Origin of the sequence: Knoellia pratensis, from assembly GCF_042666395.1 — a bacterium.
GTDB classification, from domain to species: Bacteria; Actinomycetota; Actinomycetes; order Actinomycetales; family Dermatophilaceae; genus Knoellia; species Knoellia pratensis.
On sequence record NZ_JBHTDJ010000004.1, the window covers coordinates 350524 to 376616 of the forward strand.

Annotated in this window: 22 protein-coding genes and 1 tRNA gene; 17 read left to right on the plus strand and 6 right to left on the minus strand. The window is 68.4% G+C overall.

The genetic code is table 11. The features are described 5' to 3' along the window. Positions 1–46 precede the first annotated feature (46 nt). Positions 47–631, minus strand: coding sequence for a hypothetical protein (locus ACFQRE_RS17815; protein ID WP_380125011.1), 585 nt, complete (start codon positions 629–631; stop codon positions 47–49). 130 nt (positions 632–761) lie between these two features. Here ACFQRE_RS17815 and kdpF point away from each other — a divergent pair, with 130 nt between their 5' ends. From kdpF to ACFQRE_RS17880, 13 genes are all read left to right on the plus strand, one after another. Beyond that, a complete protein-coding gene (kdpF, locus tag ACFQRE_RS17820; protein WP_353950190.1) occupies positions 762–860 on the plus strand; it encodes a K(+)-transporting ATPase subunit F in 99 nt (32 codons plus the stop codon). Further along, positions 860–2509, plus strand: coding sequence for a potassium-transporting ATPase subunit KdpA (gene kdpA, locus ACFQRE_RS17825; RefSeq protein WP_380125014.1), 1650 nt, complete (start codon positions 860–862; stop codon positions 2507–2509). The genes kdpF and kdpA overlap by 1 nt, the downstream gene beginning before the upstream one ends. Next, positions 2506–4536 (plus strand): potassium-transporting ATPase subunit KdpB, encoded by a 2031-nt coding sequence (kdpB, locus tag ACFQRE_RS17830; protein WP_380125016.1) that lies wholly within the window; start codon positions 2506–2508, stop codon positions 4534–4536. Before kdpA ends, kdpB begins: the two co-directional genes overlap by 4 nt. 5 nt (positions 4537–4541) lie before the next feature. Beyond that, on the plus strand, positions 4542–5099 hold the full coding sequence (gene kdpC, locus ACFQRE_RS17835) for a K(+)-transporting ATPase subunit C (RefSeq protein ID WP_380125018.1): 558 nt from the start codon (positions 4542–4544) through the stop codon (positions 5097–5099). Positions 5100–5115: 16 nt separating this feature from the next. Further along, positions 5116–7641, plus strand: coding sequence for a DUF4118 domain-containing protein (locus tag ACFQRE_RS17840; RefSeq protein ID WP_380125020.1), 2526 nt, complete (start codon positions 5116–5118; stop codon positions 7639–7641). Then, entirely contained in the window at positions 7638–8348 is a 711-nt protein-coding gene (locus ACFQRE_RS17845; protein ID WP_380125022.1) for a response regulator transcription factor, read from the plus strand. The genes ACFQRE_RS17840 and ACFQRE_RS17845 overlap by 4 nt, the downstream gene beginning before the upstream one ends. Positions 8349–8357: 9 nt before the next feature. Further along, positions 8358–9404, plus strand: a complete 1047-nt coding sequence (locus ACFQRE_RS17850) for a chorismate-binding protein (RefSeq protein WP_380125024.1) — start codon at positions 8358–8360, stop codon at positions 9402–9404. Further along, a complete protein-coding gene (locus ACFQRE_RS17855; RefSeq protein ID WP_380125026.1) occupies positions 9401–10249 on the plus strand; it encodes an aminotransferase class IV in 849 nt (282 codons plus the stop codon). The genes ACFQRE_RS17850 and ACFQRE_RS17855 overlap by 4 nt, the downstream gene beginning before the upstream one ends. Continuing rightward, the gene (locus ACFQRE_RS17860; protein WP_380125028.1) at positions 10246–10728 is read left to right on the plus strand and encodes a TIGR02611 family protein; all 483 of its coding nucleotides are present in this window, start codon (positions 10246–10248) and stop codon (positions 10726–10728) included. Before ACFQRE_RS17855 ends, ACFQRE_RS17860 begins: the two co-directional genes overlap by 4 nt. An 82-nt stretch (positions 10729–10810) precedes the next feature. Then, positions 10811–10884: transfer RNA gene (locus ACFQRE_RS17865), tRNA-Val, on the plus strand. A 368-nt stretch (positions 10885–11252) separates the two neighbouring features. Then, the gene (locus ACFQRE_RS17870) at positions 11253–12644 is read left to right on the plus strand and encodes an FAD-binding oxidoreductase (protein WP_380125030.1); all 1392 of its coding nucleotides are present in this window, start codon (positions 11253–11255) and stop codon (positions 12642–12644) included. Further along, positions 12641–13924: a class I SAM-dependent methyltransferase gene (locus ACFQRE_RS17875; RefSeq protein WP_380125032.1), complete on the plus strand. Its 1284-nt coding sequence runs from the start codon at positions 12641–12643 to the stop codon at positions 13922–13924. Before ACFQRE_RS17870 ends, ACFQRE_RS17875 begins: the two co-directional genes overlap by 4 nt. Beyond that, positions 13921–15054, plus strand: coding sequence for an NAD(P)/FAD-dependent oxidoreductase (locus ACFQRE_RS17880; RefSeq protein ID WP_380125035.1), 1134 nt, complete (start codon positions 13921–13923; stop codon positions 15052–15054). Before ACFQRE_RS17875 ends, ACFQRE_RS17880 begins: the two co-directional genes overlap by 4 nt. Before the next feature lie 78 nt (positions 15055–15132). Here ACFQRE_RS17880 and ACFQRE_RS17885 read toward each other — a convergent pair whose 3' ends face one another. From ACFQRE_RS17885 to ACFQRE_RS17895, 3 genes are read right to left on the minus strand one after another with little or no spacing between them, the layout of a single operon-like run. Then, positions 15133–15768 carry a class I SAM-dependent methyltransferase gene (locus tag ACFQRE_RS17885; RefSeq protein WP_380125037.1) on the minus strand — a complete coding sequence of 212 codons (636 nt, stop codon included), beginning with the start codon at positions 15766–15768 and terminating at the stop codon, positions 15133–15135. A gap of 7 nt (positions 15769–15775) precedes the next feature. Continuing rightward, positions 15776–17716 carry an acyl-CoA dehydrogenase family protein gene (locus tag ACFQRE_RS17890; RefSeq protein ID WP_380125039.1) on the minus strand — a complete coding sequence of 647 codons (1941 nt, stop codon included), beginning with the start codon at positions 17714–17716 and terminating at the stop codon, positions 15776–15778. A gap of 2 nt (positions 17717–17718) precedes the next feature. Further along, positions 17719–18495 carry a TetR family transcriptional regulator gene (locus tag ACFQRE_RS17895; RefSeq protein ID WP_380125041.1) on the minus strand — a complete coding sequence of 259 codons (777 nt, stop codon included), beginning with the start codon at positions 18493–18495 and terminating at the stop codon, positions 17719–17721. Between the two features lie 112 nt (positions 18496–18607). Between ACFQRE_RS17895 and ACFQRE_RS17900 the strand changes: the two genes are divergently transcribed. The 3 genes from ACFQRE_RS17900 to ACFQRE_RS17910 are packed head-to-tail and all read left to right on the plus strand — an operon-like array spanning position 18608 to position 22098. Further along, positions 18608–19897, plus strand: coding sequence for an acetyl-CoA C-acetyltransferase (locus tag ACFQRE_RS17900; RefSeq protein ID WP_380125043.1), 1290 nt, complete (start codon positions 18608–18610; stop codon positions 19895–19897). Positions 19898–19900: 3 nt separating this feature from the next. Further along, positions 19901–21238 (plus strand): 3-oxoacyl-ACP reductase, encoded by a 1338-nt coding sequence (locus ACFQRE_RS17905; protein ID WP_380125045.1) that lies wholly within the window; start codon positions 19901–19903, stop codon positions 21236–21238. Continuing rightward, a complete protein-coding gene (locus tag ACFQRE_RS17910; protein ID WP_380125047.1) occupies positions 21238–22098 on the plus strand; it encodes a MaoC family dehydratase in 861 nt (286 codons plus the stop codon). Before ACFQRE_RS17905 ends, ACFQRE_RS17910 begins: the two co-directional genes overlap by 1 nt. Before the next feature lie 100 nt (positions 22099–22198). Here the strand turns inward: ACFQRE_RS17910 and ACFQRE_RS17915 are convergent, their stop codons facing one another. Then, positions 22199–24085 (minus strand): alpha/beta hydrolase family protein, encoded by a 1887-nt coding sequence (locus ACFQRE_RS17915; RefSeq protein ID WP_380125050.1) that lies wholly within the window; start codon positions 24083–24085, stop codon positions 22199–22201. Positions 24086–24102: 17 nt separating this feature from the next. After that, on the minus strand, positions 24103–24855 hold the full coding sequence (locus ACFQRE_RS17920; protein WP_380125052.1) for an N-acetyltransferase: 753 nt from the start codon (positions 24853–24855) through the stop codon (positions 24103–24105). A gap of 89 nt (positions 24856–24944) precedes the next feature. Between ACFQRE_RS17920 and ACFQRE_RS17925 the strand changes: the two genes are divergently transcribed. Beyond that, positions 24945–26027 (plus strand): FUSC family protein, encoded by a 1083-nt coding sequence (locus tag ACFQRE_RS17925; protein ID WP_380125054.1) that lies wholly within the window; start codon positions 24945–24947, stop codon positions 26025–26027. Positions 26028–26093: the final 66 nt, after the last annotated feature.

Genomic DNA, 26093 nt, shown 5'->3' on the forward strand with positions numbered 1-26093 from the left:
CACGAGGTCAGGCTGAGGGGCGGACTCGCTGCTCTGCGGACCGTGATCACGTGACCACGCGACGGCGAGCTGGTCGGCAAGGAGGAAGGCCATCCGGAGCGAGGCCTCGGAGGGCCGAGAGACGTGAGCCGACGCCACCAGGTCGACGCGGCCGAGAGTTTGGCCCGTCAGGTTGACCGGGAAGCGAGACGGCCGTGTCGGTGGGGAACCCCTGGTGGCCGCCGTCTTGAGCCACCCCCGCCCCGACGATGACACCGTCGCGGCGCAGCACGGCAGCACTGGCGGCCGGTGTGCTCGGGATCCACGTCGCCCGGTCGAGGTCCAGCAGTGCCGTGAGCTGCTCCTCGACCTCTCGCACGATGAGCTCGCTCTCCTGGTGATCAGCGACCGAACGGGCGGTGGCCACGAGGACCTCCAGTCGTGCCGCGTTCTCGGCTGCGTCGGCGTGCCACCGCTGCCCCCAGAGCGCGAGTTCGGTGACCGCGACACCGACGACGAGCGCGAGGACCACCGTGGCGTGCGGGATGCTGTCGCGCCAGATCGCGAGAGTGCCACTCACGACGAGCGGTGCGAACACGGCATACGCAACGATCGTCGGTAAGCGTGACTCCCAGGTTTGCGTGAGTCTCATGAGGCCATGACGCGCCCCGGAGCGACTGGCAGTCAAGGGCCTTGACGCCATCTGTACGCCCCCACGTCAAGAAGTCGTCAACGCCTGTCAGGGAGCCGTCAAGGGCGGTCCGGCCCTTGTCGCGGAGTCGTTGACTGCAGAGGTGATCGAAAACCTCATTGGCGCAATCGCCGGCATCGCCGTCCTGGCCTACCTCGTGTATGCGCTCATCCGACCGGACAAGTTCTGATGAGCGACACCGTGAGCGGTCTGCTCACCCTTGGAGTGCTCATCGCCCTGCTCGTGGCCGCGGGGCTCCCGCTCGGCGCGTGGCTGGCGAAGACGCTGACCGACACCTCGCACTGGAGGGTCGAGCGCATGGTGCACCGCCTCGTGCGGGTGGACGCGTCCGCCGAACAGAGCTGGAAGTCGTATGCCGTGAGCGTCATTGCGTTCTCCCTCATGGGAATCGCGGTGCTCTTCGCGCTCATCACGAGCCAGGGTCACCTGCCCCTGGCGCAGGGAACCGACGGCATGTTCTGGCACACGGCGCTCAACACGGCGGTCTCGTTCGTGACGAACACGAACTGGCAGTCGTATGCCGGTGAGATCGGTGTGGGTCCCCTCGCCCAGACCGTGGGGCTCACCGTCCAGAACTTCGTCTCGGCGGCCGTGGGCATCGCGGTGGTGGGCGCCCTGATGCGTGCCATCGCGCGCTCCAGCGGGCAGACGATTGGCAACTTCTGGGTCGACATCACCCGCATCGTGGTGCGGATGCTGCTCCCCGGTGCGTTCATCGCTGCTGTGGTCCTCATGGTCGGTGGGGTCATCCAGAACCTGCGGTCTCCCTTGACGGTGACGGGCCTGGACGGGGTCGAGCAGGTCATTCGCGGCGGGCTCGTCGCTTCGCAGGAGGCGATCAAGCAGTTCGGCACCAACGGCGGCGGCTACTTCAACGCCAACTCCTCCCACCCCTTCGAGAACCCGACCGCGTTGACCAACCTCTTCCAGATCTTCCTCATGCTCGTCATCCCTTTCGCGCTGACCCGCACCTTCGGGATCGTCGTGGGCGACCGCCGTCAGGGCTGGGCCCTCGGCGCGTTCGCCGGCATCCTCTGGCTGGGCAGCATCGCCCTCACCACGTGGGCCGAGGTCAGCGCCGCATCTGGTGCCACGGGTTCGATGGAGGGCAAGGAGGTGCGGTTCGGCCTCTGGAGCTCGACGATCTTTGCCGCCTCGACGACGGGCACGTCGACGGGTGCGGTCAACTCGATGCACGAGAGCTACAGCCCCCTCGGCGGAGGGGTCGTGCTCGGCAACATGCTCCTGGGCGAGATCTCGCCCGGTGGGGTGGGTTCGGGCCTCTACGGGATCCTCATCATCGCGATCCTGTCCGTGTTCGTCGCTGGCCTCATGGTGGGCCGCACGCCGGAGTACCTCGGCAAGACGATCGGACGCCGCGAGATCACCTGCGCCGCGCTCTACTCACTCGTCATGCCCGTGCTCGTCCTCGGCTTCACCGGTGCCTCGTTGGCGATGTCCGGTCCGCGCGAGACGATGACCGCCAGTGGGCCGCACGGCCTGTCAGAGGTGCTCTACGCCTATGCGTCGGCCGCCAACAACAACGGCAGTGCCTTCGCAGGCCTGGGTGCCGACAACCCCTGGTACAACCTCACGCTCGCACTCTGCATGCTCCTCGGACGGCTCCTCCCGATGCTGCTCGTGCTCCGTCTCGCCGGCCTGCTCGTCGAGCAGAAGAAGCGGCCGGACACGGTGGGCACCATGCCCACGCACACGCCGCTCTTCGTCGGACTGCTCATCGGAATCGCCCTCATCCTCGCCGGCCTGACCTTCTTCCCGGCACTCGCACTCGGTCCCCTCGCGGAGGCACTCGCATGAACACCTCAACCATCGCCGCTGTCGCTCCCCAAGCCCTGCTGAAACTCGACCCCCGCCACGTGTGGAGGTCCCCGGTGATCTTCGTCGTGTGGATCGGATCGGTTCTCACGACAGCACTGGCCCTCGTCGACCCGAGCATCTTCGCGTGGTCGATCGCTGTGTGGCTCTGGGCCACGGTGCTCTTCGCCAACGCGGCCGAGGCCGTCGCCGAAGGGCGCGGCAAGGCCCAGGCAGCCAGCCTGAGGGCGTCGAAGCGTGACGCCGTGGCTCGCCGTCTGACCGCCTCCGGCGAGGAGAGCGTCCCGGGCAGCGAGCTCCGCATCGGCGACGAGGTCGTCGTCGAGGCGGGCGAGGTCATCCCCGGTGACGGTGACGTCGTCCAAGGTGTCGCCACGGTCGACGAGTCGGCCATCACGGGGGAGTCCGCCCCCGTCATCCGCGAGTCAGGCGGCGACCGCAGCGCGGTCACCGGTGGCACGACGGTGCTCTCGGACCGCATCGTCGTGAGGATCACGACCAAGCCGGGGGAGAGCTTCATCGACCGGATGATCGCGCTCGTCGAGGGTGCCGAACGTCAGAAGACGCCCAACGAGGTCGCGCTGACCATCCTGCTCACGACGCTCACGATCATCTTCCTGGCCAGCGTCATGGCGATCCAGCCCTTCGCTGCGTACTCCGGCGAGCTGCAGCCGGTCATCGTGCTCGTCGCCCTGCTCGTGTGCCTCATCCCGACGACGATCGGCGCGTTGCTCTCTGCCATCGGGATCGCCGGCATGGACCGACTCGTGCAGCGCAACGTGCTCGCCATGTCCGGTCGTGCCGTCGAGGCCGCCGGTGACGTGTCGACGCTCCTGCTCGACAAGACGGGAACGATCACCTTCGGCAACCGGCAGGCCCGCGACATCGTGGCCGTGCCCGGATCGCAGGTCGCCGGAATGTCATTGACGGAGGCGACGCTCCTGTCCTCGCTGGCGGACCAGACGCCAGAGGGCCGGTCCATCATCGACCTCTGCCGCATCGACGGGCAGGTCGACGACGGCCGCACGGCCGAGTCGCTCACCCGCGAAGGCGCCCTCTTCCACGAGTTCACGGCGACGACCCGCATGAGCGGCGTCGACCTGCCGGACGGCACCCGGGTCCGCAAGGGCGCGTCCTCGGCGGTCGCGTCGTGGGTCACGGACCAGGGCGGCACGGTTCCTCCCGAGGTCGGCGAACTGGTCAACGGCATCTCCGAGCAGGGTGGGACCCCGCTGGTCGTCGCCCTCGCGCGCCCGGGTCAGCAGGCAGAGGCCATCGGCGTCATCCACCTCAAGGACGTGGTCAAGCCCGGCATGAAGGAGCGCTTCGACACGCTCCGGGCGATGGGTATCCGCACGGTGATGATCACCGGCGACAACCCGCGCACGGCTGCCGTCATTGCCCGCGAAGCCGGCGTCGACGACTTCCTCGCCGAGGCCACACCGGAGGACAAGATGGCCCTCATCCGCAAGGAGCAGGAGGGTGGCCGGCTCGTCGCGATGACCGGCGACGGCACCAACGACGCACCCGCCCTGGCCCAGGCCGATGTCGGCGTGGCCATGAACACCGGGACCTCGGCCGCGAAGGAGGCCGGCAACATGGTCGACCTCGACTCGGACCCCACCAAGCTCATCGAGATCGTCGAGATCGGCAAGCAGCTGCTCATCACCCGCGGCGCCCTCACGACCTTCTCGATCGCCAACGACATCGCGAAGTACTTCGCGATCATCCCCGCGATGTTCGTCATTCTCTTCCCGGGGCTCGATGCCCTCAACATCATGGATCTGAGTTCACCCAAGAGCGCCATGCTCTCGGCCGTGATCTTCAACGCGCTGATCATCCTTGCGCTGATTCCGTTGGCGCTCAGGGGAGTTCGCTACCGACCCTCCTCCGCGGCCGCACTCCTGCGCCGCAACCTCCTCGTCTACGGAGTCGGAGGAGTGATCGTGCCGTTCATCGGCATCAAGCTCATCGACCTCGTCGTCTCCCTGCTTCCTGGAATGAAGTGATCGCCATGCCCCTCATCCGCCAGCTCGTCGCCTCCGCGCGCATGATGCTCGTCCTCACGCTCGCCCTTGGCGTCCTCTATCCCGCGCTCGTGTGGGGCATCGGCCGCGCCGTCCCCGCCCAGGCAGACGGCTCGCTCATCACGCGCAACAGCCAGGTGATCGGCTCCAGCCTGCTCGGCCAGGCCGTCACGGACCCGACGCTGTTCCACCCCCGTCCCTCGACGAGCGAGTATGCCGGCGGCACCAGTGGCGGTTCCAACCTCGCCGAGTCGTCGAAGGACCAGGCGACCGCGGTCGCGGAGCGGCACGCGGCATACGCAAGGGTCGCCGAAGGCGAGCCCACGGCAGACGCACTGACCACGTCAGCCAGCGGGCTTGACCCCGACATCAGCCCGAAGTTTGCTCAGGCACAGGTGGTCCGGGTCGCGACCGCGACCGGCCTCGACCCGGCCCGGGTGGCTCGACTCGTCGAGGAGCACACGGCCGGACGACAGCTCGGATTCCTCGGTGAGCCGCGGGTCAACGTCCTCGAGCTCAACCTCGCGCTCGATCGCCTTCGCTGACAGGCACAATCAACCCATGACCAGAGGAGTGCTGCGCGTCTACCTCGGAAGCGCGCCCGGTGTCGGCAAGACCGTCGCCATGCTCTCCGAGGCGCAGCGCCGGATCGAGCGCGGCACCGATGTCGTCATCGGGGTGTGCGAGAGCCACGGCCGCGCCTACACCGCGTCGATGATGGCCGACATCGAGGCACTGCCACTGCGAGTTGTGACCCATCGAGGGTCCGCCCTGACCGAGCTCGACGTTCCGGCCGCCATCCAACGGCGGCCCGAGGTCGTCCTCGTCGACGAGCTGGCCCACACCAACGCCCCCGGGTCGCCGCACGAGAAGCGGTGGCAGGACGTCGAGGAGCTCCTCGACGCGGGGATCGACGTCATCTCCACGGTCAACATCCAGCACCTCGAGTCCCTCAATGACGTCGTCGAATCCATCACCGGCGTGCGCCAGCTCGAGACCGTGCCCGACGAGTTCGTGCGAGCCGCTGACCAGGTCGAGCTCGTCGACATGTCCCCTGAAGCCCTGCGTCGACGGCTCGCTCACGGCAACGTGTATGCCGCGGAGAAGGTCGACGCGGCCCTGGCCAACTACTTCCGGGTCGGCAACCTGTCGGCGCTGCGCGAGCTGTCACTCCTGTGGGTTGCAGATCGGGTCGAGGAGGGCCTGACCCGCTACCGCGCCGACCAGGGGATCACCGAGTCCTGGCCGACCCGCGAACGCGTCGTCGTGGCCCTCACCGGCGGTCCCGAGGGTCGCACCTTGCTGCGACGCGGTGCCCAGATCGCCTCTCGGGGGTCTGGCGGTGAACTCATCGCCGTCCACGTCACCAGGTCCGACGGCCTGGTGGCCGCCGAGATCAACGAGATGGAGGCTCTGCGACGGCTGACGGGTGAGCTTGGCGGGACGTTCCAGACCATCAAGGGCGATGACACGGCCCAGGCGATCCTCGCGTTCGCTCGTGGGGTCAATGCGCGTCAGGTCGTCCTCGGAGCCTCGCGCCGCAAGCGTTGGCAGGAGCTGTTCAGTCCCGGCGTCGGGCAGCGCGTCGTCGAGGAGTCCGGGGACGTCGACGTCCAGCTCGTGACCCACGACTGGACGCGCTCGGTGCGAGCGCCCCTGCGGATCGGACCCGAGCTCGGTCATGCGAGGTCGTCGGTCGGCTGGGCCATGGCCCTGCTGGGCACGCCTCTCCTCACCTGGCTGCTCACCCTGACCGACGAGTGGCACGACCTGCCGCTCGAGGTCCTGCTCTTCCTCGTGCTGACGGTCGGCACGGCCCTCGTGGGTGGTCTGTGGCCGGCGCTGGCCGCTGCCGCCGTGTCGAGTCTGCTCATCAACTGGTTCTTCACCCCGCCGGTCTCCACGCTGAAGATCTCGGACCCCCAGAACCTCGTGGCGCTCATCGTCTTCCTCGGGGTGGCCGTGGCGGTGTCCTCGGTCGTGCACCTCAGCGAACGCCGTGCCGCGGCGGCCCGAGCGGCCCAACGTGAAGCGGCTGCCCTCGCCTCGTCTGCGGAGTCCTTGCTGGGTGAGGAGGATCAGCTGCGGGCTCTGCTCGTCCAGGCGGTGGAGTTCTTCGGGCTCGAGTCGGCAGCGGTGCTGTCCCGAGCCAGCGTTCGGCAGGAATGGGCCGTGGTGGGGGCCACGGACGGTTTCGACATCGAGAAGGTCCGGCGGGCGTCCGTCCAGGCGAGCATCGATGACGAGAACTCCCTCGTCCTCATCGGCGGAGTCCTGAGCGGTGACGATCGCCGTCTGGTGTCGGCCTTCACGACCCGGGCCGAGGCGATCCTGCACCGCGCCGTCCTCGTGCGTGAGGCGGCGCGGGCCAAGTCGCTCGCCAAGGACAACCGGGCCCGCACCGCCCTGCTCGCTGCCGTGTCGCACGACCTGCGCACCCCCTTGGCGTCCATCAAGGCAGCGGCATCGAGCCTTCGGGCCAGCGACGTCTCCTTCAGCGAGGCCGACCGTGACGACCTGCTCGAGACCATCGAGGAGTCCTCGGACACGCTCACCGGCCTCGTTGCCAACCTGCTCGACATGTCCCGTCTGCAGAGCGGAGCCGTGGCTCCGCGTCTGGAGGCGCTGCACGTCGCGGAGGTCCTGTCCGACGTGACTCAGCTCCTCACCACCTCGGGTCGGCTGCGATCGACCGCTGCAGCGGACACGCCACTCATCGAGGCCGACCGCGGTCTGCTGGAGCGCGTCCTCGTCAACGTCATCGAGAATGCCCACCGGCACTCCTCGGGTGAGGTGGTGGTCACCGCCGCCGCGATGGCCGAGCGGATCCAGCTGCGGGTGGTCGACCGTGGGCCGGGGGTCCCGCGGGACGCCAAGGAGTCGATCTTCGCCCCGTTCCAACGCTTGGGCGACGCGCCACAGGGCAACGGTCTGGGCCTCGGTCTGGCCGTTGCGCGTGGTCTCATGGAGGCCATGAACGGGACGATCACGGCCGAGGACACCCCCGGTGGTGGCCTGACGATCGTCATCGAACTGCCTCGGCTCGAACCGGCCCGCAACGTCGCCGCCCGGAAGACGTGGTCATGAGCCGGATCCTCGTCGTCGACGACGAACCGCACCTCGTCCGCACTCTCGCGATCAATCTGCGCGCCCGGGACTACGAGGTCGAGACGGCGGGTGACGGCCGCTCTGCGTTGCAGGCCGTGCACGATCAGTTGCCCGATCTCGTCATCCTTGACCTGGGCCTGCCCGACATCGACGGTGTCGACGTGCTGCGCCGGATCCGCGAGATGTCACAGACGCCCGTGATTGTCCTGTCCGCGCGCGCCGACTCCATCGACAAGGTGGAGGCGCTCGACCTCGGCGCCGACGACTACGTCACCAAACCCTTCGCTGTCGACGAGCTCCTGGCCCGGATCCGGGTGGCGCTGAGGCGAACCCACGACGAGACGATCCCTCCCATCGCAGCGTTCGTGACGCAGCACTTCGTCCTCGACTTCACGGAGCGACGGGCCGTCGTCGCGGGAGAACTCGTGCGTCTCACCCCGACCGAGTGGAGTCTCCTCGAGGTCCTGGCTCGGCACGCGGGACACCTCGTCCCGCAGAAGGACCTGTTGCGGGAGGTATGGGGGCCGCACTACGGCCGCGAGTCGAACTACCTGCGCGTCTACGCCAACCAACTGAGGCGCAAGCTCGAGCCCGACCCGTCCGATCCGCGCTACCTCCTCACCGAGCCCGGGCAGGGCTATCGCCTGATGGGTGACGGGTCCGCCGATGCCGTGGACACCGCCTAGCATCGACGCGTGGCATGGGCGAGGTTCAGCTCCCTCGATGGGGGAGTCATCGAGGGCAGCGGCGTCGAGGCCGTCACTCATGACATCGACGACCTCACCGCTGGCTTCTGGGCGGTCACCGTCACGTTCGAGGGCCACCTCACCGCAGTTCGCCTGTCCGAGGTCTCGCGTCGTGGCGCTGGCGCGCCGTCGGGCCGGGCGGACGCCACCTGGCCGGGAGCCGAAGGCGAGTGGACCAACAGCCTGGACGACACGGCATACGTCGAAGGGGTTGACGAGATCCGCGAGCGGATCGCGCGCGGCACGGTCTACCAGGTCAACCTGTGTCGCGTCCTGAGCGCTGCTGTCGGCGACGTGAGTGTCCGAGCGCTGGGAGGCGTTCTCGCACAGGGCAATCCGGCTCCGTATGCCGCGACGATCGACATCCCCGAAGCCGGACTGGAGATCGCGTGTGCCTCGCCGGAGGCCTACCTCGTGCGACGCGGGAACACCCTGACGTCGAGTCCCATCAAGGGCACGGCGGCGACGGCGAGCGAGATGCTGCCCAAGGACTTTGCGGAGAACGTCATGATCGTGGACCTCGTCCGCAACGACCTCCAGCACGTATGCCGTCCGGGCACCGTTCGTGTGGACCACCTGTGCCGCGTGGAGCAGCACCCGGGGCTGGTGCATCTGGTGTCGGACGTGACGGGGGAGCTGCGTGACGGTGCGACGTGGCACGAGATCCTGGACGCGTCGTTCCCGCCGGGGTCGGTCTCGGGGACGCCGAAGCACACGGCGGTGCAGGCCATCACCGATCTGGAGCCGGTCGCGCGGGGGCCGTATTGCGGTGCGATCGGGTGGATCGACGCCGACCGCGACGAGGCGCTGTTGGCCGTGGGGATCCGCACTTTCTGGATCGAGCGAGAGGCATCGGGTCAGCGGATGCTGCACTTCGGCACCGGCGCCGGGATCACTTGGGGATCGGATCCTGAAGGGGAACTGCGCGAGACCGAGCTCAAGGCATCCCGACTCGTGTCTCTCGCGCGAGGGCCATCTGGAAGGGTAGGAGCATGAACACGATCCAGGTGTGGGTGGATGGTCAGATCGTCGATGCGGACGTGCCGTCGGTGCGCGCGCTCGACCATGGGGTGACCGTCGGGGACGGCGCCTTCGAGACGTGCAAGATCGTGCGCGGTGAGGCGTTTGCGCTGACGCGCCACATGCGCCGACTCGGACGGACCTTGGCTGGGCTGGGGTTGCCCGCTGTCGACGAGGGTCGGGTGCGTGACGGTGTCGCGGCCGTCCTCGGGGCCGGGGAACCCATCGAGTTCGGGCGCGTGCGCATCACCGTCACCGGCGGGGCTGGTCCGCTGGGTTCTGACCGCAACGACTCACCGGCCACCATCATCGTCGCGGCCACGCCATCAGCGCCACATGCACCGTCGGCGGCCGTGGTCACGGTCCCGTGGGTCCGCAACGAACGCGCCGCGACGGTCGGCCTCAAGACAACCTCATATGCCGAGAACGTCATCGCCGTCACCCATGCCCGATCCCTGGGCGCCGAGGAGGCGCTGCTCGCCAACACGCGTGGTGAGCTGTGCGAGGGCACCGCGTCCAACGTCTTCGTCGTGACCGACGGCGTCCTGCGCACCCCGCCTCTCGACAGTGGATGTCTGGCTGGCATCACCCGCGAGCTGGCGATCGAGTGGTGCCGTGCCGCGGGTATGGAGGTGGTCGAGGAGGTCCTGCCGTTCGACGTGCTCAGGACGGCCGACGAAGTCATCATCACCAACTCCTCACGCGACGTCCAGGGGGTCCACCTGATCGATGACCGCCAGCTCGTGGCGCCCGGGCCGGTGACTGCGCGCGCGGTCGACGTGTGGCGCACCGCAGAGGCCGACCTGGGGATCGACCCGTGAGCCAGCCCCCTGCGTCAGGAGATTCGCCTGAGGCCCGCGCTGCGAACGAGGACCTCGACAGGGATGCCCTGATCGACGCCGAGGAGGACGACTGGGCCTGGCGCCGACGCATCCGCGCCAACCCCGCGACGGCCAAGGTCTATCGCGTCGCCGTGTTCATCGTCGGACTGATCATCGTCGTCGTGGGTCTGTTGCTCATCCCGTTCCCCGGCCCCGGCTGGCTCATCGTCATCGCCGGCCTCGCGATCTGGGCCACCGAGTTCGAGAAGGCGCAGCGTGTCCTCGAGTTCGTCAAGAGCAAGCTCCGCATCTGGGAGGAATGGGTCAAGCGCCAGAACCTGTTCGTCAAGGGCATCGTCGGCATCGTGGGGGTCGCGTTCATCGCCACGGTCCTGTGGCTGACGTTCCACTTCTCCGGCATCCCCGGGTTCTTCCCCGACGACCTCGCGAGCTGGATGCGGACGACCGCCAGGATCTGAGGGGTCTCGGCGTCTCGGACCCTGATTTCGTCGGGGGAGAGGCGCCGGGTATTCTCGGTCCGCCCGCTCAGCAGCGGGTGCCGGACGTGTAGCTCAGCTGGTTAGAGCGCTCGCCTCACACGCGAGAGGTCAGGGGTTCGAGTCCCTTCACGTCCACAATCAAGACCTGGTTGGCGCTGGCGCGCCACCAGGTCTTTCTTGTGTCCGTGTTGGGGCCCGCCTTCACGTCGTCGCCGGCGCGATGGGGACTTCTTCGTGGGCGGACGTGTTGAGGCCCGCCTTCACTCCACCCCTCACGACCCGGTCTCTGCACCAACGGACATGCAGAGGGGCTGGTCTCGGCCTAGGCCCCGCACGGGAGCGGTTGGACCGGCGGCGCACTGCATGTCCGAAGGCACGCGCGGCCGCGCTGAGAACCAGCAGAACGGCATACGCGCACGTCAGCGGCCTGTCCCACAAGCTGTCCAGTCCGACACGCACAACTGACGCGACGGACGTCACACCAGAGGCGTAACGTGCGCAACATGGAGAGAACCCTCCCGGTTTCGACGCACACCGCAGGGGAGCGACGGCTGCTGCACAGCTTCGCCGCCATCCCGCCGACCGAGCGCGTGCGTCTGGCCAAACGCACGTCGAACCTGTTCCGTGAACGCACGCGGACGACGACACCGGGCCTTGACACCTCCGGCCTCACGGGCGTGCGGGTCGTCGATGTTGGTGCTCGCACAGCCGACGTCGACGGGATGTGCACCTACGAGGACCTCGTCGCCACCACCCTGCCGCTGGGCCTCGTGCCACTGGTCGTGCCCCAGCTGCGCACCATCACCCTCGGTGGCGCCGTCACCGGGCTCGGCATCGAGGCGTCATCGTTCCGTAGCGGGCTGCCCCACGAGTCCGTCATCGAGATGGACATCCTCACTGGGTCAGGCGAAATCGTCACGGCGCGCCCGGACAACGAGCACGCCGACCTCTTCCACGGGTTCCCCAACTCCTACGGCTCCCTCGGCTACGCCACCCGGCTGCGCATCGAACTCGAACCCGTCAAGAAGTTCGTGGCCCTGCGCCACCTCCGCTTCCACGACATCACCACCTTGTGCGCAGCAATCGACACCATCGTCGACGCCGGGACCCACGACGGTGAGCAGGTCGACTACATCGACGGCGTGGTGTTCACCCGCGACGAGGCCTACCTGACGCTGGGGCAGCAGGTCGACGAGCCGCCCGCCGGTGGGCCGAGCCGCCCGAGTGACTACACCGGCCAGCAGGTCTTCTATCGCTCGATCCAGCACGACGGCGTCGGGCCGAAGAGAGACCTGCTCACGACCCTCGACTACCTGTGGCGTTGGGACACCGACTGGTTCTGGTGCTCGCGGGCGTTCGGCGCGCAGAACCCGCGGATCCGTCGTCTGTGGCCGAGCCGGTGGCGACGCTCGAGCGTCTACTGGAAGCTCGTCGCCCTCGATCAGCGTCACGGCATCTCTGACCGGCTCGAAGCTCGCCAGGGCAACCCTGCGCGCGAACGGGTCGTCCAGGATGTCGAGGTCCCGTTGGAGCACACCGCCGAGTTTCTCCACTGGTTCCTCGACGAGGTGCCCATCGAGCCAATCTGGTTGTGCCCGTTGCGCCTTCGCGGCGACACCACTTGGGATCTCTACCCACTGACTCCTCGCCGTACCTATGTCAACGTCGGCTTCTGGTCCACCGTCCCCGGGGGAGAGCCCGGCGCGACCAACAAGGCCATCGAGCGACGGGTCGGCGAGCTCGACGGGCACAAGTCTCTCTACTCCGACTCCTACTACTCGCGCGAGGACTTCGACGCCCTCTACGGCGCAGACGGGTATGCCGGCCTCAAGGACTTTTACGACCCTCTCGGACGTTTCCCCCATCTCTACGACAAGGCGGTGCGACACGCATGAGCAGCACGACCCGCGAGACCCCGACGATTGCCGAACTCATCGACGCGGCGGTGGAGGGACCCCTCCCGCTGCGCATCACGGCATACGACGGATCGAAGGCCGGACCGGACAGCTCGCCGCGCGCGCTCCACATCGCCAACCACCGCGCCTTCTCCTATCTTGCGACGGCTCCCGGCGACTTGGGGATGGCTCGTGCGTACACGACCGGCGACCTCGTCGTCGAAGGCGTGCACCCGGGCAACCCCTACGAGGCCATCGTGGATCTTGAGCGGCTGAACTTCCGTCGGCCTGATCCACGGCTGGTGCTCGACCTCGCGCGCATCCTCGGGCCGCGCGGCCTCACCCCGCCACCGCCCCCGCCGCAGGAGGCGCTGCCACGCTGGCGCCGGGTCACGGAGGGTCTGCGGCACTCCTTCATCCGTGACAAGGAAGCGATCCACCACCACTACGACGTCTCGAACCGGTTCTATGAACTCGTGCTAGGCCCGTCGATGGCCTATACGTGTGCGGTCTTCCCCGAGCGTGATGCCGGACTGGATGCCGCTCAGGAAAACAAGTACCGCCTCGTCTTCGACAAGCTGGGACTCAAGCCGGGGGACCGGCTTCTCGACATCGGTTGCGGTTGGGGAGGCATGGTTCGGTATGCCGCGCGTCAGGGTGTGCACGCCGTGGGAGTCACGCTGTCGAGGGAGCAGGCAACCTGGGCGCAGGAGGCCATTGAGCGCGAAGGACTCGCCGATGTCGCGTCCGTGCGGTTCGACGACTACCGCAACGTAGCTGAGACCGGGTTCGACGCCATCTCGTCCATCGGCATCACCGAGCACATCGGTATCCGCAACTACCCGGCGTACTTCCAGTGGATGCTCGACCACGTCAAGGAGGGCGGGATGGTCCTCAACCACTGCATCACCCGTCCGGACAACCGCCCCCGGAGCACCGGTCCCTTCATCGACCGCTACATCTTCCCCGACGGGGAACTCACCGGATCGGGTCGCATCATCACGACGATGCAGGACACGGGGTTCGAGGTCCTGCATGAGGAGAACCTGCGTGAGCACTATGCGCTGACCCTCGCCGGTTGGTGCGAGAACCTTGTCGAGCACTGGAACGAGTGCGTCGACGAGGTCGGTGAGGCCACGGCCAAGGTCTGGGGTCTCTACCTCGCGGGATCGCGTCGCGGCTTCGAGCGCAACGTCGTCCAGCTCCACCAGGTGCTGGCCACCAAACTTGACCAGTCGAAACTGCCCAACGTGCCGCTGCGTCCTTGGTGGAAGGCATGAGCACGGGCGGGCCCGTCGCCATCGTCGGTGGCGGTCTGGCTGGAGCCACCGTCGCGGAGTCGCTGCGCGAGCGGGGTTTTGATGGCGAGATTGTCGTCTTTGCCGCGGAGCGGCACTTGCCCTACGAGCGGCCACCGCTGAGCAAGGGCGTTCTGCTCGGCGACAAGGAGTCGGACTCCGCCTTCGTCCACGACGACGCGTGGTGGCGTGAGCATGACATCGACGTGCGCACAGGCACGGAGGTCCAGTCGATCGACTTGGCCGGTCGCCGAGTCGTGACGACTACTGGTGAGCAGCCCTACGAATGGCTGGTCCTCGCGACCGGCTCCGAGCCACGCCGCCTTCGCCTGGCCGATGAGTCGGGCAAGCCCGTGCACTATCTGCGCACGCTGGAGGACTCGCTCGCCCTCAAAGCAGCGCTGACCGACGGCGCGCGCATCGCCATCATCGGCGGTGGTTGGATCGGGCTCGAGGTGGCCTCGGCGGCACGTCAGGCTGGGGCGGCCGTGACCGTTCACGAGGGTGCCGATCTACCGCTGCTCGCCGTCCTCGGCCCGGAGGTGGGGCAGCTCTTCGCCGACCTGCACCGCGGCCATGGTGTCGATCTGCGGCTCGGTGCACCGGTCACGGCGGACGATCTGTCCGATGCCGATCTCGTCGTCGTGGGGATCGGTGCGTCTCCGCGGACGGCGTTGGCCTCCGCCGCGGGGCTCGAGGTCGATGACGGTGTCCTTGTTGACGAACTCCTACGCACCTCTGATGAGCACGTTCTCGCCGTCGGAGACATCGCCAGTCAGGCTCATCCCGTGCTCGGTCGACGCGTGCGAGTCGAGCACTGGGATAACGCGATTGGTCAGGGCAAGGCGGCTGCAGCGACGATCGCGGGTTCGGTCGAGCCCTACGCGAAGCTGCCCTACTTCTTCACCGACCAGTACGACCTCGGCATGGAGTACTTCGGGAGCGTCGGCCCGGACGGCTATGACCGCGTCCAGACCAAGGGTGACTTCAGTGGTCCGTTCCGAGCCTGGTGGATCCGAGATGACGTCGTGGTCGCCGCGATGCAGGCCAACGACTGGGACGCGAGCGACGCGACGCGCGAGAGCGTCGGTCAGCCCCCGCCGGAGGCGTGACGAGTCGGGGGTCGTGTGACGGGTCGGGATGTGCGGATCTGGCGACTCGTCACACAAGGCCCGACAGGTGAACTGACGTCAGCGAGAAGGTGAGGACGCAGCGCTGAGTAGCCACACGGCATACTCCGAATTCGCTGGGTGGAGTTCGTAGCTGCCAGCGCGCAGGTCGACCTTCAGCCCGACCGCGTCGACGTCCGCCATGAACTCCTCGGGCGGGTAGGTGCGGCTGCCCGACGGACCCGCGGCGAGGTGGAATCCGATGAGCATCCGTCCTCCTGGTGCCAGCAGCCCACGCAGGGTCGTGAGCGCGCGGCGCTCGGTGTCCTCGGCGAGCAGGATGAAGACATTGCCAACGGCAACGACGACGTCGTATGCCGTGGGGCGACCGTGCGCTTCCAGCGCAGCAGGCGTGAGCTCGAGGATGTCGAGAGGCAGCAGCCCGATGCCGGGATAGGTCTCCTCGGCCTGGGCGACGAGGGTGCGGTCCGGCTCGATGCCGGTCACGTCGTGACCTCGCGCGCGCAGCGCAGCGGTGACGCGACCCATGCCCGCTCCGGCATCGAGGATGCGAGAACGCCTGGGGGACAGGGCATCTGCGAGCCGCGCCTCCCCGTCGACGTCCTCGCCCTGCGCGACGAGCTCGGCGAAGCGGGGACCGTAGCCGCGGGTGGCCTCGCCGCCGAGCGCCCAACGGCTGAGGGGGATCTCACTCACGCGTTGCTCATTCGTCGCGCACGGTCGGCAGCGGCTCGAGGAGCTGTGGCGCGCCCAACCAGGCATCCGGGATGGCGAACGCGTCGACGAGGGTCCGGGCATGTGGCGCGAGGTCCTTGCACAGGACGCCGACGCTGCGGATCACGGCCTTGGAGCCGGTCGGGGTGAGCCGTCCGTGCTCGAGGTACCAGCCCCGGTGACGTTCGACCGTCGAGAGGGCGAAGAGGTCCGTGACGCTGTCGAGCAGCTCCTTGACGGGACCGTCCTCGCAGGCCTCGACCGCCTGACCCAGCGCCTCGAGGAGGACCCGGTCGATGTGCGCCTCAGCAGCCGCCAGCAGGTGGTCCTGCGCGTTGTTGAAGATGCGCAACGCGACATCTGGCTCGGCCTTCGCGGCCTTCCCGAGGCGCAGGGCGGCGCCTTCGAGGATGTGCTTCTCGCGGTCGACGAAGAGCGACAGCTGCCGTCCGCGGTTGAGTTCGGCCTCATCCGTGTCGTCGCTCGGGGCACGTGACTTGAGGCGTGCGATGAGCCCGGCAGCCGGGGTCTTCTCGAGGATGGACGACGCCGTGAAGCGCGATGCGAACGCGATCATGGCCAACGGTGAGTTGTCCTCGAACGTCTCCTGGAACTCGGTGAGCAGACCCTTGGCCACGAGCTGGAGAAGGACAGTGTTGTCACCCTCAAAGGTCGTGAAGACGTCCGTGTCGTCCTTGAGCGCGGTGAGTCGGTTGTCGGCCAGGTAGCCGGCGCCACCGCACGCCTCACGGCACATCTGGATCGTGTCCGTCGCGTGCCGCGTGGCGATCGCCTTGATGCCCGCGGCCCGCGCCTCGAGCTCGCGCTGACCCTCCTCGGGAGCGTTGCCCTCGTGGCCGGCGACGTCGTGCATCATCATGACGAGCTGGTTCTGGGCGAGCATGAGTGCGTAGCTCTTGGCGATGGCCGGCAGGAGCTTGCGCTGATGGGCGCGATAACTCATGAGAGTGAGCTCCTCGCCCCCGCCCGGAGCGCTGAACTGCCTTCTGTGAAGGGCGTATCGGGTCGCCAGGGTGAGCGCGGACCTTGTCGCGGCCCCTGCGCCGCCGGCCACTGAGACGCGCCCGCGGACCAGCGTGCCGAGCATGGTGAAGAAGCGGCGGGACGAGTTGTCGATGGGGGAGGTGTAGCTGCCGTTCGCGGCGATGTCGCCGTAGCGGTTGAGCAGGTTCCAGCGCGGTACGCGCACGTTGTCGAACTCGAGGGTGCCGTTGTCGACGCCGGGCAGGCCACCCTTGGCGCCGCAGTCGCCGATGGTGACACCGCGCGCCGGCTCACCGGTCTCGTCGCGGATGGGCACGAGCACGCAGTGGACACCGTGTCCCTCACCATCGGCGGTGATGAGCTGTGCAAACACGGCGGCCATGCGTCCGTCGCGCGCGGCGTTGCCGATGTAGTTCTTCTGCGCGCCGGGCGTGGGGGAGTGCACCACGATCTCGTCCGTCGTCGGGTCGTGGGTGGCCGTGGTCTCGAGGTGCTGCACGTTGGAACCGTGCCCGGTCTCCGTCATCGCGAAGCAGCCGAGGAGCGTGCCGTCCAGCATTCCGGGCAGGTATGCCGTGTGGTGCCGTTGCGTGCCGAGGTTGGCGACCGCGCCGCCGAAGAGGCCGAACTGGACCCCGGCCTTGACGAGCAGTGACAGGTCGCCGTGTCCGAGCATCTCGAAGGCGGTGACCGAGGCGCCGAAGTCACCTGTGCCGCCCATGCCCTTCGTGAGCCCGTCCGGGGCGAACGGTTCGCTCGCGAGGGCGAGCAGCTGGCGCTTGGTGTATTGGCGGTGCTCCTCCATCGACAGGGGAGTCGCTGGAGGAGCGAACCGACTTGTGTCCTCGTGGGCGCGTAGGCGCTGCCGCACGTGCCCCCAGCGTCCGTCGAGAATCTGCGTCAGGGCGGGGGCAAGGTCGTCCACGATCACTCCTTGTCGGATGTGGCGTCCACAGTCGGCCAGGCCGAGGAGAGACCGCCCCAGATGAGCTCGGTGAGGTGCTCCTTCAATGTCTCACGCGACGTGCCCGAGGCGGCGGCTCCGGCACGAAGCCATTCGTCCCCGGCCGCCCGAGCCATGCCCACGACCGCGTGCCCCCACGTTGCAGCCGGCGCGGTGCTGCGACCCGCGGTGGCGAGCGCCGCCGCGATGAGGTTGCCGATCTGGAGGGCCATCGCCTGCGCGACGGTCGAGGCGAGGTCGATGGTCTCCGTGCGCTCCGACGGCGGGACCAGGGGAGCGGCGACGATGAAGCGATAGACCTCGGGATCGTGCTCGACGAGGGCGAGGTAGGCGTCGACGGCCGCGGCCAGCAGGTCGCGCGGCGAGGAAGCCGGCCCCTCGGCCTGTCCGGTGAGGGCGTTGATGTCACCGACAGCGCGAGTGATGTCGCGCAGGATCAGCGCGTTGACGCGCTCGGCCACGGCGCCGTAGAGCCCGGCACGGTCGGTGAAGTGTCGGTAGTAGACGGTCTTGGACGTCCCCGCCACCGCAGCGATGTCATCCATGCCGACGCCTGCCCCGCGGCTGCGGATGGCGCGCAGCGTCGCCTCGACGAGTTCGGTGCGGCGCTTGGCGCGGTGCGTGTCCCACCGGCTGCTGCGGCCGTCGATGGCGACGTCACCGACATCACCGGGGGCGTCGTCCTGGGACGTCGTGCCGGTGGCGGTCGTCTCGCTAGCAGAGCCCGTGGTGCTGGTCACAGGTCGGACCGTAGCAGGTGGAGCGAGGTACCTGCTACCGTCAGTACCGGATATGTGTCGCGTCCCACGTGACCCGCTTCGTCCCCTTCTCGACAGACTTCAGGAGCCCACGGTGACCTCAACCAGTCCCCGCCGCGCCGCCATCCTCGGCGGCAACCGCATTCCCTTTGCCCGCCAGTTCGGGCCCTATGCGAACGCGTCGAACCAGGACATGTTCACGGCAGCTCTCGAGGGCCTCGTCGCCCGTCACGGCCTCGGCGGAGAGCGCCTCGGCGAGGTCGTCGGCGGTGCGGTCATCAAGCACTCGCGCGACTTCAACCTCACCCGCGAGGCAGTCCTCGGGTCCAGCCTCGCCCCCGAGACCACGGCCTACGACGTCCAGCAGGCCTGCGGCACCGGCCTCGAGAACGCGATCCTCGTCTCCAACAAGATCAAGCTCGGCCAGATCGAGTCCGGCATCGCCGGTGGTGTCGACACCGCCTCTGACGCGCCGATCATGGTGACCGAGAAGTTGCGCCGCAAGCTGCTCAGGATCAACCGCGCCAAGTCCACGGTCGACATGGCCAAGGCCGCTCTCAGGATCCGCCCCGGCGACATCGGCATCGAGACCCCGGCCAACACCGAGCCGCGCACAGGCCTGTCCATGGGTGACCACATGGCCATCACGGCCAAGAAGTGGGGCATCACCCGCGAAGCCCAGGACGAGCTCGCCGCAGCCAGCCACCAAAATCTCGCGGCGGCATACGACCGCGGTTTCTTCGACGACCTCATGACGTCCTACCTCGGCCTCGCCAAGGACCAGAACCTGCGCGCCGACTCCACCGTCGAGAAGCTGTCCAAGCTCAAGCCGGTCTTCGGCAAGGGCGAGGGCGCGACGATGACGGCCGGCAACTCGACGCCGCTCACCGACGGCGCATCCGCGGTCCTGCTCGGCAGCGAGGAGTGGGCGGCAGAGCACAACCTGCCCGTCCAGGCGTGGTTCGTCGATGGCGAGGTCGCCGCAGTGGACTACGTCCACGGCGACGAGGGCCTGCTCATGGCTCCCGCGTATGCCGTGCCCCGCCTTCTCGCGCGCAATGGACTGACGCTCCAGGACTTCGACTACTACGAGATCCACGAGGCCTTCGCCTCGACCGTGCTCTCGACGATGAAGGCCTGGGAGGACGAGGACTTCTGCACCCAGCGTCTCGGCCTCGAGAAGCCCCTCGGCTCGATCGACCGCAGCAAGCTCAACGTCAACGGCTCGTCGCTCGCCGCGGGCCACCCGTTTGCCGCGACCGGCGGCCGCATCGTCGCGTCGCTGGCCAAGATGCTCCACGGATCAGGCCCGGGCAGCCGCGGTCTCATCTCCATCTGCGCTGCCGGTGGGCAGGGCGTCGTCGCGATCCTCGAAGGAGCCTGATTCATGGCGTTCAACTACGGACAGTTCGTCAGCGGTGGCGTGGGCAAGCAGCTCGCCACGACGCTGGGTCTGCCCCGACCGAGCCGACTGCGCCGCCACAAGGTGGGCGGCTCGCTCGTCCCCGGTGCCGTCCTCGTCGCCGGCCACGGTGACGCACCCGTCGCCGAGCGGGTTCGACACCTGCTCGGGGAGGTCGGCGTGCTGGTCGCTTCCCAGCCGTCGACCTCGGTCGCGGGCGTGGTGCTCGACCTGACCGCGATCGAGACCCCGGCCGACCTCGAGACCCTGCGTGGTGTCGTCGGTCCGGCGCTCAAGACCTTGGCGCCCACCGGTCGCATCATCGTCATCGGGCGCCCGCCCGAGTCGGCGACCTCGGTCGCCCAGGCCGCAGCGCGTCGTGCCATCGAGGGCATTGTCCGCTCCGTCGGCAAGGAGATGCGCGGTGGCGGCACGGCCAACACCGTCCTCGTCGCCGAGGGTGCCGATGCCGGTGTCGACGCGACGGTGCGCTTCCTGCTCTCCGGTCGCTCGGCCTATGTGTCGGCGCAGGTCTTCCGCGTCGCCAAGTCGGTCGCCGACATCGTCGCCCCTGCCGACTGGGACCAGCCGCTCGCCGGCAAGGTCGCCATCGTCACGGGTGCCGCTCGCGGTATTGGCGCGGCCATCGCCGAGACCCTGGCCCGCGACGGCGCGACGATCGTCGCCGTCGACATCCCCGCAGCTGGTGGACCTCTCGCCGAGGTCGCCAACAAGCTCGGTGGCTCGGCCCTCCAGGTCGACGTCACCGCCGAGGACGCCGGCGCCAAGATCGTCGAGCACGCCACGGCGCGGCACGGCGGCTTCGACATCGTCGTGCACAACGCTGGCATCACCCGCGACAAGCTGCTCGCCAACACCGAGGCCGACCGTTGGGACTCCGTCCTCCAGGTCAACCTCCTGTCGATCCTGCGGATGAACGAAACGCTCATCCCCGCGATCAACGAGGGTGGGCACATCGTCAACGTCTCCTCGATCGCCGGCATCGCGGGTAACCGTGGTCAGACCAACTACGCCGCCTCCAAGGCCGGCGTCATCGGCATGACCCAGTCGCTCGCCGCCGACAAGGCCATCCTCGCGAAGGGCATCACCGTCAACGCGGTGGCGCCCGGCTTCATCGAGACCGAGATGACCGCCAAGATCCCTCTCGCGACCCGCGAGATCGGGCGTCTGACGAACTCTCTGCAGCAGGGCGGCCTGCCCATCGACGTCGCCGAGACCATCGGCTACTTCGCGTGGGACGCCAACCGCGCCATGACGGGCAATGTCGTGCGCGTCTGCGGCCAGATGATCCTGGGGGCCTGATGTCCCAGCAGGAGACGTTCAGCTCAGCGCCGTCCCTGGCCAAGGTGTTCGTGCGGGCCGCCATCGCCGGCAAGAAGTCCGGCGGTGCGCTGCCCACGAGCGAGCTCGTCCTCACCGGCCACAAGGTCGACCGCGAGCACCTCATGGACTACCAGCGGCTGTGCGGGTTCGGCGTCGATGACGTTCTCCCGCACACCTACCCGCACATCCTCGGGTTCCCGCTGCAGGCCGAGCTCATGGCACGCAAGGCGTTTCCCCTGCCGCTGGTCGGGCTGGTTCACGTCGAGAACACCATCACCGTGCGACGGACCGTCTCGGTCGACGACGTCCTCGACATCGCCGTCCACGCGGAGAACCTGCAGGACCACGCCAAGGGTCGTGTGGTCGATCTCGTCACCGAGGTGAGCGTCGAGGGTGAGTCTGTGTGGAGCGGTCGCTCGACCTACCTCGCTCGCGGCAAGGGCAACCCCGACGCCGAGCGTGGCACCGCATCCCCGTCCATACCGCAGGGTGTTGCTGCTGCCCAGTGGTCGCTCCCGGGTGACCTCGGTCGGCAGTATGCCGCCATCTCCGGTGACGTGAACCCGATCCACATGCACGCACTCACGGCGAAGGCGATGGGCTTTCCGAGCGCCATCGCTCACGGCATGTGGACCTCCGCCCGCGTGCTGGGTGCTCTTGGTCGCTCCGTCAACGGGCCGAGCACGTCCCACGTGTGGTTCAAGAAGCCGGTCCTGCTGCCGGGCAAGGTCGACTTCGTCGTCGACCGCAGCCAGCCGCTCGTCGTGGCAGGTCTGCGCTCGACACGCAAGCCCGAGAACGAGCACCTCGTGCTCACCCTCGAGACACCCGCCCACTGACCGGGCCAGCTCCGACTTCGTGCCCCAGACGGACAGGGGAGGGCGGCCTTCGGCCGGCCGGACCATGTCCGTCTGGGGCACGAAGTCGGGAGAGCGAGCGTCAGTTCGGGGCGGGGGTGAAGCCCAGGACTCGGCCGTAGAAGGCGAGTTCGCGCGACAGTGAGTCCTCGATCGCCGAGGCTGCGCGGAACCCATGACCTTCGTCCGGATAGATGACGAGGTCCACCTCTTCGCCAGCAGCTCGCATCCCAGCGGCCATCGCCTCGGCCTGCGCCTGCGGTACCACCTCGTCGATCCCGCCCTGGAGCAACAGGACCGCACCCTGCACCTGGTCGGCGTGATTCAGCGGGGAGCGGTCGACGTAGGTCGCCTTGTCCTGCGGATAGGGACCGATCAGGCGGTCGAGGTAGCGGGACTCGAACTTGTGGGTGTCCGTGGCGAGCGCCTCGAGATCGGCCACCCCGAAATAGCTCGTGCCCGCCGCGAACGCATCACTCGTCGTGAGGGCGCGAAGGACGGTGTAGCCACCAGCGCTGCCTCCACGGATGGCCAGCCGGTCGCCGTCGACGTGCCCCGCGTCGGCCAGTGACCGTGCACCGGTCACCACGTCGTCGATGTCGATGACTCCCCACTGTCGCAGGAGCCGGTCGCGATAGGCCCGTCCGTGTCCCGTGCTTCCCGAGTGGTTGACGTCGAGGATGGCGAACCCGCGCGTCGTCCAGAACGCGCGTGCGAGCTGCAACCCCGCCTCCGTACGGCTCGTCGGCCCGCCGTGCACGAACACGAGCAGCGGCGGCAACTCCCCGTCGGGGCCGGTTGCCTCGGGGTGCGTCGGTGGGAGGAACACACCGTGGACCTCGTCGCCTCCGCTGTTGGTCCAGGTCCACGGCTGCGCCGTGCTGGCGTATGCCGGGTCGAGACCTTCGTCGCGACTGCGCCGAAGCGTGGTGAAGGGGCCGCCCACCGGCCCGCGCACGATGAAGGGAAGCTCCGAGAGGGTGCCGACGCGGACGACGATCTCGTCGCCCACGGCCTGGACCTGGTCGAACTGGACGCCCTCGAGCGCCACGTCCACGGTCTCGCCGGAGGAGGGGTCGAGCACGCCCAGGCGCCCCACCCCGTCGGCCCACCAGTGGAGGAGCACTCGGCCGTCCGCGAGCAGAGCGAAGTCGCTCATGCCCAGGACCCACTGCGGAAGCATGAAGTCGGCCTCCTCAGAGTGGACCGAGGTCACGCCAGAACCACTGTCGCGCTTGAGGTTCCACCACCCTGACTCGTCGGAGACGAACCAGAGCGAGCCATCCGCATCGAACTGGGGCTGGCCCACCGAGACGTCCTCGCGTCCCTCGACGACGGTCCACTCGAGCGGTCCGTCAGCGACCAGAGTCGCGCGGCGCAGGGTCGTCGTGTCCCACGGCATGTTGGGGTGCTCCCAAGTGACGACCGCGACGTGCGAGCCGTCGGGAGACACGGCGGGGCGACCGACGAAGTCCGAGCCTTCCCAGAGGACGACGCCACCGTCGGCGTTGTCGCCCTCGAGGTCCAACCGGACGAGAGTGTTGACCGCTTCACCGGCTCCTGAGTGGTCCTCACGCACGGCCAGGACGAACCCGTCACCGAGCACGAGGCCGCCGTAGCGGTACTCACCCTGGGGCGTGATGGCGCGCAGCGACCCGTCGGCCTCGACGACGTGGACGACGAGGTCCGGCATCGTCGTGACGACAACGGTTCCGGACCGGACGGCATACGCCCCACCGCCGTATTCGTGGACGCGGGAGCGCACGTTGACACCCTCACCGACCACGTCCTCCGCGACACCGGAGGTGCCGACGTGGCGCACCAGCACGACTCGCCCGCCCTCCCACGGCCGGGACTCGAGCCAGTAGGTGTCAGGTCCATCGACGCGGACCTCGTCGAGCCCACGAGTGGCGGAGGTGAGGGAACGTGGGGACAGGGGAGACGGCCAGGAGCCGAACGGCGAACTCATGACCGCCACGCTAGCTCTCAGAGGCCGTGGTGCACCCACACTCCGGGCTCGACATAGACCGCGTGGTCGTGTTCGACGCTCACATGGACCGGGTTGAGGGCGAACGGCACCTCGACGTCACCCGTCTGGTCGAAGGGCAGCCCGGTCCACCCCCGCCACTGCGCCAACGTCCCAGAGATCGTCATCGCCCGCGGACACACGCCCACGATCGTCCCGCCGACGCGGGCGTGGAGTCGCAGCCAGGGGTCCTCCGGGAGTCCGTCGTCGCGCACCCGAGCCACGTAGTCGGCCATGGGGAGGTGGGGTTGGAGGTGCTTGCGGTTCGGACGCACCGGCGCCACCAGGTCGTGGAAGCCGTGGCGAGCAGCGTTGCGCCGCTTGGCTTCCAGCATCACGGAGGCGAGCCCGGAGCCCTGGAGGTCGGGCCGGATCGCGACTTCCAGGGCCGACACGTGCGTGGGTGCGCGGCCAGCGAGCTCGTCGTACCAGGCCCAGAGGATGACGCCGTCCCAGCCGTCGTCGGGAAGCGTCGGGCGACCAATGTCATCGCCCATGGCAAAGGGGATCGAGTGGGACTTGGCGACCAACCGACCAGGCTCGGCGGCGTCCCACGCGACGAGGGTCCAAGCCGCGAAGGTCGTCGACACCCTTGAGTAGTAGATGTCGCTGACGGGGTCCCACTTCATGAACTCCGGCCACGGGTCATCGAAGTCACGCAGGAGCGGGGCGAGGTCCGGCCGCTCGGCGAGGCTGGCGATGACGAGGTCCATCCCTCGACCGTACGACTCCACGAGGGTGCCGCGCCTGTGAGATGTCCTCGATGCGGGGGTATGCCGCCCGGCCGTTTAGGGTCGCTCAGATGCCCACTCTCTCTCGCGACGACACCCTCATGGTCGTGAAGGCCACCGTGGCCACAGTCATCGCCTGGGTCGTCGCTGACCGCTTCATGGGCAGCGCCACGCCGTTCTACGCGCCACTGGCCGCCCTGCTTGTCGTCGACAGGACGATCGTGCGGTCTCTTGGTCAGAGCGTGCGCCGGATCTTCGCAGTGGGACTGGGGATGGGCCTCGCGTGGCTCGTCGGCACGACGCTGGGGCTGCACTGGTGGAGCATGGGGGTCGTCATCCTCGGCGCTCTCGTCATCGGTCGCTGGCCGCGCCTCGGGGACCACGGGATCCAGGTGCCGTCAATGGCCCTGCTGTCCCTCCTCACCGCTGGTGGGACGAGCGAGGACTTCACCGCCATCACCCTGCTGGAGACGCTCGTCGGCGGGGTCATCGGCATCGCGGTCAACGTCCTGGTGTTCGCGCCGCTGCACGTCGAAGAGCCTCGCGAGAGGGTCCTCGACTTCACCCGTCGGGTGCGCGCGCTCCTCGACGAGGTGGCCGAAGGTCTGCGTGGGGACTGGGACAAGGACGCGGTCGACGGCTGGCGCAGCACGGCCGACACGCTCCACGAAGAGGCGCCCACGGTCATCGACCTCATCGAGCTGGGCCGCGAGAGCCAACGGCTCAACCCGCGCGACGAGTTCCAGAAGGTCAAGCCGGCCTGGGACGGATACCAACTCACGGTCGAGGGACTCCACCGGTCGACGTGGCACGTGAGCGGGCTGACCCGCACCCTGCGTGACAACCTCGACGATCAGAACCGGGGATCACATCCCAGCCATGACTTCCTCGGCGGGATCGCTGACGTCCTGGACGAGGTCTCTGCTGCCTTCGACGACTTCGGGGTCGATGCCGACGGTGCGCTCGAGTCGGTCGGGTCCCGCCTCGGCGGGGCCGTCGGCAAGCTCGAGGACCTGGCAACCCTGCTGCACGACACACCCCTCGACGACCCGCGCGCCTGGCCGGTGCACGGGGCCCTGCTCCACGACTGCCGGCGCCTCGTCGAGGAGCTGCGGACGCGCGCCGACGACGCCGTCGTCCCGCTGGCTGACTGAACCCGCGCAGGGCCGCCCATCGAGAGAAAGGCGCGCGCGGTGCCGTGAACCGGACAGATAACATCG